Raw genomic sequence first — 16,336 nt, 5'->3', positions numbered from 1 at the left:
TTGCATCAGTAGTACCCGGCCGTGGTCAGGTAGTCCTTGACCTGCTTGGCCGCCGTATCCAAAGCGGCGCCGCCGCCGGAGCCGGCCTGCAAGGCCTTGTTGAGCTCGATGCCGAGCAGTTCCTCGACCTTCGCCCAGTCGGGCGTGCGCGGCCTGGGCAGCGCGCCGGCGTCGAGCTGCTGGAGCGCGACCGGTATAAGCCGGTTGCCGGGCTTGGCGATGCCGAAGGCGCTGCGCTTGACGGGGATAGAGCCCGCTTCCGAGAGCTTGGCCTGGGTTTCGGCGCTGACATACCACTTCAGGAACTCGATGGAGTTCGCCTTGTTGGGAGCCGATTTCGGCACGCCGGCGATGAAGATGCCCATCTGGGCGATCGCCTTTTCCTGTTTTGGCACGACGCCGAAATCGAGCTTGCCGGCCACCTTCGTCTGGGCGGGGTCGTCAGCCTTCAGCGCATTGCCCGAGTATTGGATGATCGCGCCGGCGTCCCCGCCGAGGATCGCCGCGCCCTCCTGGTCGGAATCGAACTCGACCACGCCACTCGCCGTGTTCTGCTTCATCGTGCCGACGAAGAAATCGGCCGAAGCCTTGCCTTCGGCCGAATTGAAGATCGGGTTCCACTTGTCGTCGAAGAAGGAACCGCCGAAAGACAGGAAGACTGGATACCAGCTGGTGACGATCGGGTTGCCGGAAACGCCGCGGAAGACGACCGGGTATTTGATCTTGCCGGCCGCGACGCCTTCCTTGCCCTTGGCGATCACCTCGTCCCAGGTCTTCGGCGCGCCGCCGGTGAAGACGTCGTTGCGGTAGGTCAGCGTCTGCAGGTCGCCGACGAAGGGCACGCAGATCAGCGTCGGCTTGGCGTTCTCGAAGCCCTTGACGCGCGGCCCCTTCTGCGGCGGCCAGTAGCCCATGTCGATCATCGAGCCGATCCAGTCCTTGTCCGACCCATCGATGCCGCCGGCGCCAAGGTCCTCGAGCACGTTGGCGGCGCCGAACTGCGGCACCCACGGGTCGTCGAGCAGATAGAGGTCGTACTGGCCGGCGCCGCTCTGGGCGTCGGCGAACCACTTCTCGAGCGTCACGCCGTATTCGTCCTCTAGGAACTGGATGTCGAAGCCCTGTTCCTTGGCCAGCGGGATGATCTTTTCCTTGAACGGCGTCAGGCCGCCGTCGGCAAAGGCGCCGATGATCACCTTCTTGCCGGCCGCCTTGGCCGGCATCGGCAGCCCGAGCGTGGTCAGCGCGGTGGTCGCCAGGGCCAGGCCAAGCCCGCCCTTGATGACGGAACGGCGAGTAAGTCTGCTGGAATGCATCATGTCACTCTCCCATTGTTGTTGACCCTGTGGACGGCTGTCAGGCCGGCCGAATTGAAGAAACAGGCGTTCGCCGGGTCGAAGGCGACGCCGATGCTTTCACCCACCGCACCCCTGAATTCGCGGCCGGCCCGGACCGAGACGTTGCCGCCTTCCAAACGGACATTGACCAACGTCTCGTTGCCCATCGGTTCGACGACGTAGATTTCGCCGGGCAGCGCGTCAGGCGTGTCGATGGCGGTGGCGCTGCAATCCTCCGGCCGCAGCCCGATTTCGGCGATTGAGGCGGCGCGGCAGGCGGCAAGCCGCGCGGCTTCCAGCGGGACGACCTTGCCGGCCACGATGACGCCTCGCTCGGAAAGCGCTGCCGGCAGAATGTTCATCGGCGGGTTGCCGACGAAGGTGGCGACGAAACGGTTCGCCGGGCGGTCGTATATCTCGATGGGCGGCGCCATCTGCTGCAGCTCGCCGCCATGCATGACGGCGACGAAGTCGGCCATCGTCAGGGCCTCGACCTGGTCGTGGGTGACGTAGATGGTGGTGGCGCTGAGGCGCTGGCAGAGCCGCTTGATCTCGCCGCGCATGGTGAGCCGCAGCCGCGCGTCGAGATTGGAGAGCGGCTCGTCCATCAGGAACGCCGCCGGGTCGCGCACGATGGCGCGAGCCAGCGCGACGCGCTGTCGCTGTCCGCCCGAGAGCTGGCGCGGACGGCGGTCGAGCAGGTGGCCGATCTCGAGGATGGCGGCGACCTCGCCGATCTTGGCCTTTCGCCCGGTATCAGGCGTGCCGCGTATCCACAGCGGATAGCCGATGTTCTCGGCGACCGTCATCTGCGGATAGAGCGCGTAGCTCTGGAACACCATGGCGATGTCGCGGTCGCGCGGCTGCAGCCGCGTGACGTCGCGCTCGCCGATGAACACCTTGCCCGCGCTCGGCATGTCGAGCCCGGCCAGGATGCGCAGCGCCGTCGTCTTGCCGCAGCCCGACGGACCAAGCAAAGCGAGGAATTTGTTATCGGGCACGGCAAGGTCGAGCGACCGCAGCACGTTGAGCGCGCCGAAGCTCTTGACCACCTTCTGGTAGAGAACCGAACTCATCTCCCTCCCCGGCGCCCCATGCTTTCTTCAGCCCTTGCGCTCGTGGACATAGAAGCCCGCGCCTTCGGCCAGCTTCTTCAAATTGCGATACCCCATCGTGGCATAGGTCAAGGGGTGCGCCTTGGCCGGGTCCTGCTCGGCCTCCACCACCAGCCAGCCGGAATAGCCCTGGTCGGCGAGGATCTTGAGCAGCGTCGGATAATCGATCGCGCCGTCGCCAGGCACGGTGAAGATGCCTTCCATCACCGCGCCCATGAAGCTCATGTCGGCCTCGCGCGCCTTCTTCAGCATCGTCGGGCGCACGTCCTTGCAATGAACATGCACGACGCGCTCCACATGCCGGCGCAGCAATTGCTCCGGGTCGCCGCCCGAAAAGGCGCAGTGCCCGGTGTCGTAGAGCAGGGCGACCGCCTCGCCGGTGCTGTGCATCAGCCTGTCGATCTCCTGGTCGGTCTCGACGATCGTGCCCATGTGATGGTGGAAGGCCATGCCGACGCCGAAATCGGAGAACCGCTCGGCGAGCCTGGTGATCTTTTCGCCATAGGCCTTCCATTCCCCGTCCATCAGCGTCGGCCGCTGCGAGATCGGATCGTGGATCGCGCCATGCCGGCCGCGCGAGGTGTCGGCATAGACGACATGCCGGGCCCCGAGATCGCGCAGCAGCGCCAGGTGCGGCCGGATCGCCTCGAATTCCTCGTCGACCTCCTTCTCGCAGATGCGCCCGTCATACCAGCCGGAGACCAGCGCCAGCCCGTAATGGTCGAGGATGGGCCGAAGCGCGCGGCTGTCGCGCGGGAACTTGCCGCCAAGCTCGGTGCCGGCATAGCCCGCTTCCGCGGTCTCGCTGAGGCAGGTCTCGAGCGGCGTGTCGCCGCCCAGTTCCGGCACGTCGTCATTGGTCCAGGTGATCGGGTTTATGCCAAGTCGAACTGTCGTCATTGCTCGCTTTCCGCCCCGCGGCCGGGCTGGCTGCGGGGTGTTCATTTTCGGGAGGGAAATGGCTTCATGCCTGCGGCGGGCGATGCATCGCCCTGCCTTGCCTGTCCGGCCGGCAGCCTCCCAGTTGCCTTGCCCGGACTTGTGTTGCCCGTCTTGCGTCGACGTCTTACCCCAACGTCACAGGGCGAAGTCTACGCCGCTCTGTCTCCATCGCGAGGGCCAGTTTTCTGGAAAATGAAGGAACCAGTTTGTGCCGGGAGGTGGATGTGACAGGATGGCGGGATGGGAAATCTACCAATCATCGAGCGCCGGCGCGAGGCCCCCCTCTCTGCCCTGCCGGGCATCTCCCCCTCAGGGGGGGAGATCGGATGTCACGCCGGCTTTCGCCAATCACCAACGTTGCAAAGAGAAGCGAGGCGCTCGAACTGCCAATCTCCCCCCTTGAGGGGGTTGAGGAGCGATCCGCGCAGCGGACGGGAAGCCAATTGCTTGGCTTTCCGAGCGACGAAAGCCCTGAGCGGCAGCGAAGGGCCGGGCAGTCCGGCAGGACAGAGAGGGGGGCGAAGGAACTCGACGTCGAAAGTAAGCCGTGTCTCGGCACGCCGTTGCCATTGCTCCTGTGGCGAGGCGTAACCCATGCGCCCCCACCCCAAACCCCAACCCTTCCCCCTCGACACGCTCACCGTGAACCGCGCCGGCCCCGAGCACCTGTCGCGCCAGCTCTATCACGGCCTCGTCGCCATCATCCGCAGCCGCGCGCTGCCGCCCGGCTCCGAGCTTCCCTCCACCCGCGCTCTGGCCGCCGAGCTCGGCCTTGGCCGCAACACCATCGTCGCCGCCTACGACCAGCTCGTCACCGAAGGCTATCTCGCCAACCGCCAGGGCGCGCGGCCCGTGATCGTCGACCTGCCCGAAGGCCCGCGCGAGTCGCCGCGCGAGGAGCCGCCCGCGCCGCTGCGCCAACCCTCGCTGCGCGGCCAGCTTCTGCTCAGCCAGCCCTATCATCACGGCAGGCCGGGGCATGTCGCTTTCCACCCCGGCATGCCGGACGCGGGAAGCTTCCCCTTCGGCGTCTGGGGCCGGCTGGTGGCGCGCCGCGCCAGCCATGGCGGCGAGACGCTGTTCGGCACCTATGACGTCACCGGCCACCCGGCGCTCAAGGAGGCGATCGCCGGCTACCTGTTCTCGGCGCGCGGCGTGCGCTGCCGTCCGGAGCAGATCGTCGTCACCACCGGCGCGCAGGCCGCCTTCGATCTTCTGGCACGCCTGCTGCTCGATCCCGGCGACACGGTCTGGATGGAGGAGCCCGGCTACTACGGCGCCAAGGCCGCCTTCACCGTGGCCGGCGCAAAAATCCTGCCCATCCCGGTCGACCACGAGCGCGGCTGGCATCTCGACCCGCCGGACTTCTCGCCCCGCCTCATCTATGTGACGCCGGCCTGCCAGCATCCGCTCGGCATCACCATGCGCATGGAAGAGCGGCTGCGCCTGCTCGACGTCGCCGAGACCGCCAATTCATGGCTGATCGAGGACGATTTCGACGGCGAATACCGCTTTCAGGGCCGCCCCGTGCCGGCGATCCAGAGCATGGACCGCTCCGGCCGCGTCATCTATGTCGGCACCTTCGCCAAGCTGCTGTTCCCGGCGCTGCGCCTGGGCTTCATGGTGCTGCCGCCGGAGCTCGCCGGCCGCATCGTCAACGCGCTCTCCACCACCGGCCAGTTCGCGCCGCTGCTGCTGCAGGCCGCGCTCGCCGATTTCATCACCGAAGGCCATATGAGCCGGCACCTGAAGCGCATGCGCCGCATCTACGCCCAACGCCGCCAGCTCTTCCGCGACATCGTCACCGAACGCCTGCGCGACGAGATCACGCTCTCCCCCGCCGAAGCCGGCATCCAGGTGGTGGGTTATCTGAGGGAAGGCATCGACGACATCAAGGTCAGCCAGGCCGCGGCCAAGCGGGCGATCAACGTCTCGCCGCTGTCGAAATATTTCCAGAACACGGCGCCGACGCAAGGGCTGGTGCTGGGCTACGCGGCGTGCGACGCGGCGCAGATGAGGGATGGAGTGGAGAGGTTGGCGGTGGCGATAAGGGACGTGCTGGGGTGAGGCTTGGTAAGATCGGGTCGCTGTCATGGAGCCGGAAGCCCAGGCCGCCAACAATGCGGCTCGCGTCGCTGCCCAGCCCGTGAAAGCGATTGAGGATGCGCTGCGGACGCATGGTTTGATCAACTAGGACGTGTTTGGCAGCAATTCTAAACGGGGTGATGCTGAATAGCAGTGCTACGATGGGCAGATGAATGGTCTGAAAAAGTCGTTTCTCTAACGACATATTGCGGTGTGTTATTGAGCCGAATGTAAATGCGGCCGATGTACTCTCCAAGAATCCCCAGGAAGAACATCTGCAACCCGCCCATCATGAGAATGGTGGCGATAGTCGATGCCCAGCCCGGCTGCATCTCGGGGTGCCTCAAGCGGTCGACCACGATGATCGCCAATAGGACGAGGCTTGTGGCGGCCATGGCGAAACCAAAAACCGTGGCGATCCGAAGCGGATACACCGACGATCCGGTGGCCATCTTCAGCCAAAGGGAAACCGACCGTTTCAGATTGTAATTGCCTTGGCCAGCGAAGCGATCTTGGTGGTCAATATCAATTGTGGTGATCGAATTCGTAACTTTGAAGATCAGCCCGTCCACATAGGCGTATGGGCCGTCATAGGCGAGAATGGCGTCTGCCGCTCCGCGGCTCAATGCCTTGAAAGAGGAAAGGTAGAGTCCACGAGGCTTGTTCAGAACCCAGCCTGCAACGATGTCATTGAAACGGCTGCCCAGCTTTTTCCATGTCGCGTGTTTGCGTTCTTTGTATCGGGTGTAGCAAACGTCGAAGCCCTTCTCGATCATCTCCGCCAACCGCAGGATGGCGGTCGGCGGATGCTGCAGATCGTCATCCATGATCACCACGATCTTACCGCGCGCGTATTTGAGGCCTGCCATCGTGGCGTTGTGCTGGCCGAAGTTGCGTCGCAAGGAAACGCCCCGTATCCAGGCATGCTCGTTGGCTTGCCGTTCGATCAACTCCCAGCTTTCGTCTGGGCTGCAATCGTTCACCAGCACCAACTCGAAATGGCCATCGTAGGTGCTGCCAGCAAGCGCTGCATGCACTTGGGAGACAAGTTCATGGAGGACATCCGCGCTGCGGTATACTGGGACGACGACCGACAGGGAAATCATATCGCTTTTCTGCTTCATGGCGAATTCCCTCAGAATTCAAATGTCGCGACGGCGTGGTCACAGTTCGGTTGAGACCTGTCGCTGACGCTGAGAGAAAGAGTTCCATCTTCCATAGGCAAGTCTATCCTTTTGTCGTCACCAGGTAGAACCTCTCCGCTCCAGATGTTCCTCCCATTGAATGTGACGTGCGCTTCTACGCCATCCGCGGTCGGGCATTGTTGCAGGAGCTTGTTCGAGATGGAGAGCGCCAAGCGCTTCGGGTGTTGACTGATGTCGGATCTAAACGGAACCGAGACGGAGGTCGGCAAGTTGGTTCCTGGATGGATGAGGAAGGCGTTCTGCCCCATCACGATGACCTGCCCCCATTGGTCGCCGAGTGTTTCGTCTCGCGCTGCAAGCGGAAGCAACATGGAAGACCTGAAGATCTTCCCCCAGCCTGGATAGTGCCGGTCGAGCTCGGTGACGAGTTCATTGGCCTCCTCAAGAGTGACCGGCCGGACGCGCCTGAAAAGATAAGCTTCTATGCCGTCGCTAAGGGCATAGCTTGTGCCCACCCTCTCGTAGGCTCGCCCAAATCCGCGCCCTTGGAGCAGCCATTGGCCCGGGACAGTTATGTTGGCTTGTGTTCCAGGCGCCATTTGCTCCTGAGGTGGCGCCACTGCGACCACATATGCAGCCCGTAGCGCATTGAAGTTGAAGAGGTCGACCTTCGCAATGTGGGGAGCGTAAATGACCCTGCCCTGGAGTGGGTGGTCGAGTGCGACCATGAGGGAGTCGGAGATCTTGCTGCTGGATGCGTAGACGAAAAACTTGCTGCCATCCTTGGTCAAATGGTCCAGATCAGCGACCAAGCGCTGATATTCCGCGTAGTTGTCGAGGTGAAGTGGGCTCGTGTCGGCACGAGGAATGAAAGCATGAGCAGGGAAGTCCAAGGAGCGGGACGCCGGGCTGATGGCGACAAGGAGAATTGCCGAGGAGATAGCTGCGAAAGGGAGAAGTCGAACGCGGGCAGCGAGAAATTGAAGATAGCTTGCGCACCACGCTGCACCGACAAGGAAAATCGGCAACAGCCAAAAGGCGATCGGGAGAAAATGATGTAGGCCAAGGTATTGCGTTCTGATGAAGAAGAAGAACGTGCCAACTGCGGCAAGGAGACAGAAACCGCCCTCAAAATTTTTGTGCGAAACGACCACAATAGCACCGATCACGATGAGCGCTATCATCCAAGGACTCAACCGTTCGGCAAGCATCTCAAGGTGACGAGGAAAGGGGACTTGGTACGCGCTATATAGATCGGCATACGAGGTGGTGAACGCCCGTACGACAAGCCCATGTTGCAATGCGAACGCTAAACCGCAGAGGACGATGCCGGCGATTGCCAAACCGCCGCAAAGATTGGCGATCGCTCGGGTCCCGGCTCTCTCATAGAGGGCCTTGGCGGTCCCCACGAGGAAGGCGGCCAAGAAAAAGATGACTATGCTATAGGCGTACCATCGCCGGAATAAAAACGGCAGCCAGATCATCAGGCCGAGCAGAAGTCCGTTACGGACAGGCCGATGTCTCAGGTATTCGGACTTGAACAGCAGCAATGTCGCGAGACCGAGGAAAACGAGACCGACAATGTCGAGCATTCCCCGAAGGGTTGGCGCCCAAAATGGCACGAACGTCAGAGCCATCACGAAAATTGAAGTCAGCTCTGCAACGGGATTTTTCGCCAGCCTGTGGAAGATTGCCGTCGCAATCACCGCCGTCGGAAGCAGATACATGAGCGCAACGGCGCTCACATACGCTATGCGGCCTGGCCCAAACAGAACATAAAAAGGAAAAAGCGGCAGCACTCCAGCCGGATTGTAGTCTTGAGATTCGATACCGTCGAAAATCCGCTTGAGCGCAGGCCACGGATCGGCTGCAAGATATTGCCCATAGTCCTGGAAGGTGCGCCAATAGGCGCCATAGTCCCAGGTGTAGGCGGGCTGTTCCCGGTAAACGTATGCTGCAATGATGGCCAGCGTAGCCAATGCGGCAAGCGAAAATGTTAGCATCCAGCGACTGGCGAAGCGTGCGTCTATCATTAGAGACCTATAATAAAACAGAGTGCGCTTGCCGCTGGGTCGACGCTGATGATAGTTGGGGTTTGTGCTTCTAGCGGAGAAGTTGCAGTTTGAGCAAGCGTGCGACTGGAAATGAATTTGACGCCTATCGCCACTCCTATTCGGAGGCAGTGAACGAAGCTATTTCGTTCTCCGGATTGGATGTGGATTTCTTCACGCGCGCCAAAGCAGCACGGCTGCTCGACCTGCTAGAGAGCACACTCGGGCCTACCAGCAACCTTTCCATTCTCGACGTAGGCTGTGGAGTTGGAAACTATCACCCAATACTCCGTGGGAAGGTTGGCAAGCTAACCGGTGTCGACCCATCACCCGAGTGCATCGATGAAGCGAGACAGAAAAACCCTGGTGTGTTGTATCGCGTCTCCTCGGGGGCACAACTGCCGTTTGATGCCGGAGAGTTCGATGCGGTGTTTGCGATCTGCGTCATGCATCATGTGCCGCCTGCAGACTGGGCGAAATTCTCATCGGAAATGGCTCGCGTCACCCGACCTGACGGCGCGGTACTGATCTTCGAACACAATCCCTACAACCCTCTGACTCGAAGGATAGTGTCGACGTGTCCCTTCGATGAGAACGCAGTTCTACTGTCGAAAAGGCAGGTCGTTCACTATCTCAGAGGCGCCGGATTGAGCAGGGTCGAGGGCCGCTATATTCTCACCGTGCCCGCGATTGACGGTGTTCTCAGGCGCATAGACGATGCCTTCGGCCGAATTCCCCTCGGCGCCCAGTATCATGTGCTTGGTCGTCGCTGATGGTCTCTGGTGATCGCCTAAGGCAGTTCATCACCTTCTGTGCCGTGGGTCTGTTCAACACAGGCGCGTACTTCGCGATCGCCAACGGCCTGCATTTACTTATAGGCCTCACGGAAACGATCTCCGCCTACGCGACTTATCTGGTTTTAGTGCCGGTTTCCTTTCTCGGGCACCGAAAGCTGACATTCGCCTCAAAGGGCGCGGTGTGGGGCGAATGGGCAAGGTTCAGCATCGTCCAAGCATTGAACCTACTGCTGATCTGGGTCACCACAAATTTGTCGCGCGAAGGATATTTCGCTGGGTGGCAAACCTTCGCGGTCATCAGTATCGCAATCCCTGCACTGAATTTTGTGGCTTTTCAGGCTTGGGTGTTTGCCAGGAAGCTCGCCGTCTAAAAAGCTGCTCCTGGATATCGTCAGGATCGCCACCCTAAATTCCTTGATGTCGGGTGATATCTAAGCGCGATGGAACAGTGGGTTTTGCGCGTCGCTCATAGCTCCCGTATCGATATCAGCGGCCGATTGACGAAGTTTTCGAGAGTTCAAAGCGTTCTGTGACGATTATGACAAGTTCTCGTCCAAGATCCAGAGCGAGTTTAGCGACGACAGCGGCGTTCAGAGACGTGGGGCGATTGGCAAAGCGAAATGGATTGAACGGCTTTGGGGGTTCTTGGTGGCCTGATCTCAGGCATCATCGTGGCGCTGGCAGCGTTGGGAGTGGCTTTCGCCTCCAACCTAAATTCAGCCTGAGTATGTCCAGTGTGGGAAATCAGTGTGGGACATCGGCGCCGCGCGCTTCTAAATAGTTGATTCCACTGGCGCACCCGACAAGATTCGAACTTGTGACCTCTGCCTTCGGAGGCCGATTTAGTCAGTCTTTTCAATATCTTCCGTTTATACGATATTGTTCGCTAAGCTACTACGACGACTGACTTTTTGTCCACCCGAAAACCGAAGCCAGTATCCTACCGCAAGCCGGAGTTTCCGTCCGGGTGCTTCCGTGGTGCTTCCGCGGAATCACTTCGACAGAGCCCTGAGGTGTGCGATGGCTAAGCTGAACAAACGAACCGTGGATCAAGCGGGACCGGAAAAGTCGGACTACTTCCTTTGGGATGACGAGTTGCCTGGCTTCGGGCTGCGCGTGTTTTCGTCCGGTAAGCGCAGCTATCTCGTTCAGTATCGAGCTAAAGGTCGGACCCGTCGATTTACGATCGGTCCCCATGGGGTCTGGGCTCCAGAAGCGGCACGAAAGGAGGCGCGCATATTGATCGGTCGGATCGCGCAAGGCGACAATCCTGCCGAGATGAAACTTCTCGACGCCCAAACGATCACGGTCAGCGAACTGTGCACCCGGTATTTGGCTGATTGTGAAGCTGGACTGGTGCCAGGCAAAGGTGGTCGCCCTAAGAAGCCATCGACGATGGAAATCGACCGTAGCCGCATCAAACGTCACATCCGCCCGCTCCTTGGAAATCGAAGAGTGACCGAGATCACCTCCGCAGACATTGCCAAATTTCTGCGCGACGTTGCCAACGGGAAGACCCGAGCCGACATCAAAACGAAGAAGCGTGGGCGAGCGATCGTTCGCGGAGGCATTGGTACTGGCTCACGCGGCGTAGGTCTCCTCGGCGGCATCTTCACGTATGCCATCCGGGAAGGGATCATCGAAAAGAACCCGGTTCACGGCTTTCGTAAACCAAAAGATCGCGTTCGAGACCGTCGTCTGAGCGATCGTGAGTATCGGGCGCTGGGCAAGATTCTCGCGGGCGCCGCTTTCGACCCGCAGTTTTCAACGGCTACCAAAATGGCGCGGACCCTCGCTTTGACGGGATGTCGACGAGGCGAGATCATCAATCTGAGAGTGGGTGAGATCGATCTTGAGCGCAGTTGCATCAGGCTTGAAGACTCCAAGGAAGGCGCATCTACCCGGGCCATCGGCTTACCTGTGGTCGAGTTGCTCCAACCACTATTGTCCAACGATGAGGCTAATTTCGTGTTTCCAGGCACGGAGGAAGGGAAGCCATTAGTCGGCTTCCCAAAACTATGGGAAAAGCTCGTCAAAGACACACCGCTTGAAAGCGTTACGCCCCACGTGCTTCGTCATAGCTTCGCGAGCGTGGCGAACGATCTCGGTTTTACCGAGTCGACGATAGCAGCCTTGGTTGGACATTCTCGCGGAACGATTACGAGCCGCTACATTCACACGGTGGACACCGCACTCGTAATGGCAGGTGACACAATCGCTAGCTACATTCAGGCGTTGCTTGATGGCGTGAAGTTCGAGCATGCAAATTATGCGCTAGATCACGGCGCTCGTAAGGATGCCATGCGGAAATTTTTGACGGCGCATACGGCTCCTCGAGACAATCAGGAGCCGTGAGGTGCGGCAATCAGTGATCTTTTAGGCCGTGCTCGCTCAGGAGTTTTCCATACAGGTTCAGGTCGTACATCGTCCCGCCGCTGTCTTCCTCCATCATAAGGCCGCCATCAATTCCCACGTCAACAAGCAGCCCTGCCGAAAAGAGCGCTGAAGCGACATCCTTGTCCTTTTGTACGCCCTCTTTGAAATCAAGCAAGAACCTCAAGTCTTCCGAAAACGCCCTGTCAACGATCTTGGCCAGGCGTATCGCCTTATCCAAAGAGAGCTTGCCGTTGGCAGCCGCCGACATGACTCGGGCTATGATTTCAGGTTTCTTCATATCGTCAGCGCGATCTAAAAGCAGCAGCACAGTCTCGCCGAATTCAGCCTTTTTCCCCTTTTTTTCCAAGTTCGCGATAAACGCCCGACGGTCCTCTAAAGGCGTTTTCTCAAAGGTACTCAGGAAAGTCGCCACCTTTTTCTGAAACAGCCAATCCCTGTAGGCGAGCCCTGCCCGCGCGAACCCGGTAAGAGCGCCAAAAAAAGGAATTCCATCCAACGCGCCGGATGAGATGGCTGCGTCCAATCCGATGTCGGCGGCAGTGGCGGCCGCATCGACAAGCTTTTCGCTGGCGACAGAATCCGCGAACGCAACGGGTAGGTTTTTCGGTTCGTCTTCCATATGCACCCCTTGGACACTGTGAGGGCTATATAGGGGTTCACTGTTCGGGAACGAAATAGGAGGATTTCCTATCTCGCATTTCGACACCGGATCGTAGTTCATCTCGCAGCAGTTTTCCCATGGATGACGGACGCGCGGCTATGGCGCGGACCGAGTCTCTCATCCGCCCCTCCGCGATTCCGGGAATGCAGCCTCAACCGCGGCGACATAGTCTTTGACCGATCCGCGTAAAACATGGTCAGCCATTACCAGGAAGGTCTTGAGGCGCTGCCCATATCGAGCCGCCGGACCCCTATTACCCCCGGTGACGATCATTTGGATCAAAAGAGCTCGCATGCGTCCTTCAAGCCCCTCATGTGAGAGGGACGCAATGTCGTGGAGGATGCCGTCATGAAGATAGCCTGCAAAGGTGTCGCCGATGCGGTCGGAAAGCGCGACGGTCACCATGGCATTGCCGAGAGCGACGGCAGCATCGACCGGGATGACGCCTGTCGAGAACTCATTCATCACCGGAATCACGGCATGCTGCGATGTGCTATCGAGATGCCGGATATTGCGCACCCAATTGCCCATGACGTCAAACGCTTCGTACAGCAGGCGGGCATTACGGGTTGGAAATTCAGCCATCGTGTCGATGTTGTGGCCGGTCGTATCGTAGACTTCTTCCAGTTCGGTAACGAAGAGTGGCAGGTAAAATAGCCACATATGATAGGGAACACCCTGGCGCATAGCCTCATTGACCATGATATCGAAATACCGAATTCCGACAAAAGTAATGTCGCGCCATTGTTCATCTTCGAAATCATTGGCACGGCCGTTGAGATGGGCGACATAGCCACTGGTCGCTCCTGCACGTATGGTATTGATGACGGCATCGCCTACGGGTTTCCAGGCCCCTAGGTTGTGAGCCACTTGGGCATCGCCGAAGAGAAACCGGAGTAGGACATTCTCCCCGGGGATCGCATAGCCACCTTTGTCCGCAAGGTTTTGGTTCTGCTCGATTTCCTGGTAGAGCCTGCTGCCACTGTCGGTAATCAAGTCACGCAGGGCCTTGTCCGAGAAATCGAAACGCGGTTGCAGCTTGATTGCCATGAGGTCCGGGAGTGCATCCGGCCGCATTGTGACTAGGAACTTCCTAAACTCCTCCGAACGTAACAGCATACGCACAAGGGTCTCGGCGCTGGCTTGGGCTTTTCTACCGGCCGGGACAAAGTGCCTCGCCCATCGAATTCGCCACCGGAAAGTCTCGTAGGCCCGTTTGCCATAGCCCGCCCTCTGCTGTTTCTGCTCGTCCTCCTCAGACATAGCCGGCTTGAACGTTCGGATTTGCTGACGGCGCAGCCAGTTGGTATTGGCCAACCAGTCGTACACCCTCTGTCGTAGCCGCTGCCGCTCGGCAACGGCCTGTATGAGACCGAGATGCGGCCGTATGAAATCCAGCAGTTCCGCAAAGCGACGTTCATAGAGCAGGGTCTGCATGATCTTGCCGACGGCCACCATTGAGCGCGGCCCAGGCTTCAGCAGAACGTTGAGACCCCAGGCAAGAATCATCCACACGAACACGACTAGGAAGGCGGCTTCGGGCGGCGTAAAGCTGCCATCTTTGGGGAAAATCAGCCAAGTGCAGGCTTCAGCGCTTGCTAGTCGGCAAGGCTGACTCAGCAGGGGGAAAAACTCGAAGTAGAAAACAAGCGAGAGTGCCAGAAGCGCCAGCGGAATTTGCACCGCCAGATGCAACTGCGCGCGTAGTCGCGTTACCGGCGATACGATTGTGTAGAATGCAATGAAAAGCGCGAGAAAACTCAGGAAGCCGTCCAGTGTCACCGGGCCTCTCCTTTGCCGCTCGGGAGGAGGCCCGAGCCTGGGAAACTTTGGGCATCATCGTCGCCGAAGTCGACGTACTCTCTAAAGATCGGGATCAAGGCGTCGGCCTCAGCTGGGGTGTAGCCGGGCGATTGACAAAGGATCACATACTCGAACCACTCTGCGGCTCGATAAGCTTCAACCGGGATCTTCTGAAACGGGATAGGTGGCTCAAGGGTGTGTGGCAGTGCAAGCAGTTCTTCCCTTGAACAGACGTCCCGAACACGCGGCACATATCGCAACTCCATAATGCCGCATGCCGGATCGAAGTCTCGGAAAAAGAAGGGCATCAGGTCGTCACCGCTATGTGCGTGATGCACATATGTCAGCATCCGAAGCCACCTGCAGGCCAATGCGTATGAGAGATAGTTCGCCGCCGAAATGCGCTCCATGCCATGATGCGGGATAGCTGCGGCGCGTTCTTTCGGAGTCAGGGCAAGCAGCCTCCCTCCAATGTCTTTCCACGAAAGGTCCCCGACCCCGGTTCCCAGATCAGAATGAGCGTCGATATGGGTGAGGGTTAGCGGCACGGCACCGTTTTGAGAGAGCACGTTTAGAATGGGGAATGCTTCGTCATGATGGACGACAAACCGCCCCTTGGGCCGGCGAGACGATAGGCCACGCTTCAGTCCGCACTGGTCTTCGAGAAAGCGCCGAAGTTGCTCTCCGGTCCAAGGGCGCGTCGTTGACGGTGCCCGGGGGCGTCTGTCGAGTGAACAGACGTCGTCAAGGAATATGTCGAGGTCGATATCGGCGATTTTCAAGAATTATTCCGTCTGTCGAGCGGTGTTGGGAACACTGTTATGTAAAGGCATATTTCTCAAGCGTGCGTTGATCTAAATACCCGGCGATGAAATGTTGCCCACAGCATTTGATCGGAAAAGTCGAGAGGACAAAAAATGAAAAAACAACCAGCCGCGCCGACACACGACAGCATCCGATCTGGCCTTGTCGTCGAGGGGCAACACTATGAATTCAAGGCACGCCTGAACCTCGACGAGCAACGTGGGAAGTCAAACTTCATCGATGACGTGGTCGCGTTTCTAAATGCAGGGCCTGGATATCTTATCGTTGGGGTACATGAAAAGAAGGGCGCGTTCGAACGCTTCGAAGCGATGGATGGCGATCGCGATGCTATGCAACGCCGCATCACGTCGATCCTTCAGGACAACATCGATCCCAAGCCGTTGGGCGTTCGTGCCGAATTCCTCGAATTGGACACGGGAGGTTTCATTCTTTGTCTTGATCTGCCCGACCATCGGTTAAGACCCTATCAGAACAAAATCACGGGCGGCTTTTATCTGCGCACCGGCGCCCAAAATACGCCGATCCCCCGCGATCAACTCCACGCCCTGTTTACGCCACTAGAGAAGCTAGAGGCCGATACCGTGCAACTGATGGAACGTGAGAACGCAGCCGTCGAAGCGCGCGACATCATGCAGAACAATGGCGCTACCCTGCATATAGCGATCGTGCCGCAGGAGCATTACGAACGGGGGCGGACGTCTTTTGATCCAGGCCGAACTGTTCTGAAAGTGATGCGTCACTATCATGGCGAAAGCCGTGGCGTTTTTAGAGGTTGCGATAATGGCGATGAGGTTCGGGACGCAACTTTCCAGGAGGGCCGTTCGGTATCGCGCTTCTTTATCGGCGATGATTGGCTCGTCCACTCCTATGTTGCCCATCCGTTTTCTGTTCGGGACGGGGAGGGACGGCTGACCATTAACGAGTTTCACGCGGAGTTCGCCCGGCATTTGCGAGACATTCAACTCATCCTAGATGACTCGGGCATTCGAGGGCCGTTCGGAGTTTTGTTTGTCGTGAAGAATCTGCGGCGTAACTCAAAACTTGAATGGGCTTTTCCTAACGCCGGGTTTGCGAGCCTCGGACGGCCGATGCGCGTGGAGCGCATAGACGAGCAAAGGCTCATCGATCGCTTTTATGACAAGGTCAGAGGCGTTTCGGTTTATGGTCGCTGATGGTCG

General features: G+C 59.2%; 13 protein-coding genes. 5 read left to right on the top strand and 8 right to left on the bottom strand.

The window, feature by feature from the left end; translation table 11 throughout:
- Positions 1 to 5 precede the first annotated feature (5 nt).
- From EJ069_RS23130 to iolE, 3 genes are read right to left on the bottom strand one after another with little or no spacing between them, the layout of a single operon-like run.
- Positions 6 to 1,319, bottom strand: coding sequence for an extracellular solute-binding protein (locus EJ069_RS23130; protein ID WP_126063282.1), 1,314 nt, complete (start codon positions 1,317 to 1,319; stop codon positions 6 to 8).
- Entirely contained in the window at positions 1,316 to 2,413 is a 1,098-nt protein-coding gene (locus tag EJ069_RS23125) for an ABC transporter ATP-binding protein (protein ID WP_126063281.1), read from the bottom strand. Before EJ069_RS23125 ends, EJ069_RS23130 begins: the two co-directional genes overlap by 4 nt.
- 27 nt (positions 2,414 to 2,440) lie before the next feature.
- Complete coding sequence (gene iolE, locus EJ069_RS23120) at positions 2,441 to 3,352, bottom strand: myo-inosose-2 dehydratase (protein ID WP_126063280.1); 912 nt, start codon at positions 3,350 to 3,352, stop codon at positions 2,441 to 2,443.
- Positions 3,353 to 3,988: 636 nt separating this feature from the next.
- Here iolE and EJ069_RS23115 point away from each other — a divergent pair.
- On the top strand, positions 3,989 to 5,461 hold the full coding sequence (locus EJ069_RS23115; RefSeq protein WP_126063279.1) for a PLP-dependent aminotransferase family protein: 1,473 nt from the start codon (positions 3,989 to 3,991) through the stop codon (positions 5,459 to 5,461).
- A gap of 146 nt (positions 5,462 to 5,607) precedes the next feature.
- Here the strand turns inward: EJ069_RS23115 and EJ069_RS23110 are convergent, their stop codons facing one another.
- Positions 5,608 to 6,603 carry a glycosyltransferase family 2 protein gene (locus tag EJ069_RS23110; protein WP_126063278.1) on the bottom strand — a complete coding sequence of 332 codons (996 nt, stop codon included), beginning with the start codon at positions 6,601 to 6,603 and terminating at the stop codon, positions 5,608 to 5,610.
- 11 nt (positions 6,604 to 6,614) lie between these two features.
- Positions 6,615 to 8,657: a hypothetical protein gene (locus EJ069_RS23105; RefSeq protein ID WP_126063277.1), complete on the bottom strand. Its 2,043-nt coding sequence runs from the start codon at positions 8,655 to 8,657 to the stop codon at positions 6,615 to 6,617.
- Positions 8,658 to 8,746: 89 nt separating this feature from the next.
- Here EJ069_RS23105 and EJ069_RS23100 point away from each other — a divergent pair, with 89 nt between their 5' ends.
- From EJ069_RS23100 to EJ069_RS23090, 3 genes are all read left to right on the top strand, one after another.
- Positions 8,747 to 9,448 carry a class I SAM-dependent methyltransferase gene (locus tag EJ069_RS23100; protein ID WP_126063276.1) on the top strand — a complete coding sequence of 234 codons (702 nt, stop codon included), beginning with the start codon at positions 8,747 to 8,749 and terminating at the stop codon, positions 9,446 to 9,448.
- Positions 9,448 to 9,843 (top strand): GtrA family protein, encoded by a 396-nt coding sequence (locus EJ069_RS23095; protein ID WP_126063275.1) that lies wholly within the window; start codon positions 9,448 to 9,450, stop codon positions 9,841 to 9,843. Before EJ069_RS23100 ends, EJ069_RS23095 begins: the two co-directional genes overlap by 1 nt.
- Positions 9,844 to 10,492: 649 nt before the next feature.
- Entirely contained in the window at positions 10,493 to 11,827 is a 1,335-nt protein-coding gene (locus EJ069_RS23090; RefSeq protein WP_126063274.1) for a site-specific integrase, read from the top strand.
- 10 nt (positions 11,828 to 11,837) lie between these two features.
- Here EJ069_RS23090 and EJ069_RS23085 read toward each other — a convergent pair whose 3' ends face one another.
- The 3 genes from EJ069_RS23085 to EJ069_RS23075 form a co-directional block, all read right to left on the bottom strand.
- A complete protein-coding gene (locus tag EJ069_RS23085) occupies positions 11,838 to 12,488 on the bottom strand; it encodes a hypothetical protein (RefSeq protein ID WP_126063273.1) in 651 nt (216 codons plus the stop codon).
- Between the two features lie 159 nt (positions 12,489 to 12,647).
- Positions 12,648 to 14,312 carry a hypothetical protein gene (locus EJ069_RS23080; RefSeq protein WP_126063272.1) on the bottom strand — a complete coding sequence of 555 codons (1,665 nt, stop codon included), beginning with the start codon at positions 14,310 to 14,312 and terminating at the stop codon, positions 12,648 to 12,650.
- Positions 14,309 to 15,115: a UPF0489 family protein gene (locus EJ069_RS23075; RefSeq protein WP_126063271.1), complete on the bottom strand. Its 807-nt coding sequence runs from the start codon at positions 15,113 to 15,115 to the stop codon at positions 14,309 to 14,311. Before EJ069_RS23075 ends, EJ069_RS23080 begins: the two co-directional genes overlap by 4 nt.
- 135 nt (positions 15,116 to 15,250) lie before the next feature.
- Here EJ069_RS23075 and EJ069_RS23070 point away from each other — a divergent pair, with 135 nt between their 5' ends.
- Positions 15,251 to 16,330, top strand: coding sequence for an ATP-binding protein (locus tag EJ069_RS23070; protein WP_126063270.1), 1,080 nt, complete (start codon positions 15,251 to 15,253; stop codon positions 16,328 to 16,330).
- Positions 16,331 to 16,336: the final 6 nt, after the last annotated feature.

The sequence above is a fragment of the Mesorhizobium sp. M2A.F.Ca.ET.043.05.1.1 genome (assembly GCF_003952445.1).
Taxonomy (GTDB): domain Bacteria; phylum Pseudomonadota; class Alphaproteobacteria; order Rhizobiales; family Rhizobiaceae; genus Mesorhizobium.
Note: the sequence above shows the minus strand (reverse complement) of the source record. Positions and strands in the feature narration are given on the sequence as shown.